This window comes from Roseomonas acroporae, from assembly GCF_023223525.1.
Taxonomy (GTDB): Bacteria; Pseudomonadota; Alphaproteobacteria; order Acetobacterales; family Acetobacteraceae; genus Roseomonas_E; species Roseomonas_E acroporae.
Genome location: NZ_JALPRX010000175.1, coordinates 1 through 1,103, shown reverse-complemented (window position 1 = coordinate 1,103; position 1,103 = coordinate 1). Strand labels below are relative to the sequence as shown.

The following is a 1,103-nucleotide window of genomic DNA, read 5'->3' as shown; positions in this document are numbered from 1 at the left end:
ACACACCCTGGGTGAAAACGCGTGTTCGGTGCGCGGCGCGAAGGGGCAGCGGGGCTCTGGCCGAGGCGGTTGGAGGCTGTTTTCAGAAGGAAGGATGGAATTCCTGAAAACGAAATTCGTGTGCGAGAGATAGGGGGTCGGACGATCACGGCATACGCGCCGGCACTGCCTCTGCGGTTCTGCACCACCGTCTGTTCCACACCGCTCCCGCCATCTGGGCCACTCCCGAAGCCGCTAATGTAGCGCTCATCAAGCAAAGTGGTGGCAGACCGAAGATCAGGCCTTCCGTGCCCTGCGGCCGGGCAGTGGCACAACGTTGGCCTTCGCCGGCATGTCGGCAGCACAGGCAAGGACATGCACCGCCCAGGCATCGAGCGCCCGCTGTCGTTCGGGCAGGAACTGCCCACGCTGATAGATGGCGGCCACGCCCTTGATTGTCCCCCGAACGTGGTTGAGCAGCCGGTCGGCCACGTGAGGGGCGAAACCCATCTCGGCCAGCACGGTGACGCCAGTGCGGCGGAAGTCGTGCATCCGCCAGGCCGGCATGGGCTCTGGGGCTTTGCCCAAACAGCCAGCCCCTCTCTCTTCTGCAATCAGGACATCGAGCTGTCGCTTGATGAACGAGAAGGAGGTCAGCGGCTTCCCCGCCCCCACCCCGAACACCAAGTCGGTGCTGCCGCCAGCCCCCAACTGCCGCAGGATCTCTCGGGCAGGCTCGGCCAGATGGTTCAAGTGCGCCTTGCCGTTCTTCGCGCGCTCCTGCGGCAGCGTCCAACGGGTCAGATCGTCCGAAATCTCACCCCACACCATGCCAGCCACCTCCTCCCTGCGCTGTAGGGTCAGAAGCAGGAAGCGAACGAATGGGCCATAAGGTGGCGCGAGCTTTCCGGCTGCTCGCCAGACCATCCCGATCTCGATGCCCGTCAGAACCCGGTCCCGCTGCACCTCCTGCCCGGGCGCCGGCACCCCTTCGAAGGGATTGGTGTCCACGCTGCCGCGGCTCATGGCCCAGCGATACATGGTGCGGGCATACCCCTGAACCCGCCGTGCCGTTGTCTCGCTATCAAGCGACATCCGGAACTGGACGGTTTCGCCACGGAGAA

The 1,103-nt window shown here is 64.8% G+C and carries 1 protein-coding gene; it reads right to left on the bottom strand.

All coding sequences use genetic code 11. From position 1 onward, the window contains the following. Positions 1-276: 276 nt before the first annotated feature. Positions 277-1,103, bottom strand: an 827-nt coding sequence (locus tag M0638_RS27325) for a tyrosine-type recombinase/integrase (protein WP_248670117.1), incomplete at its 5' end; no start/stop codon positions are given.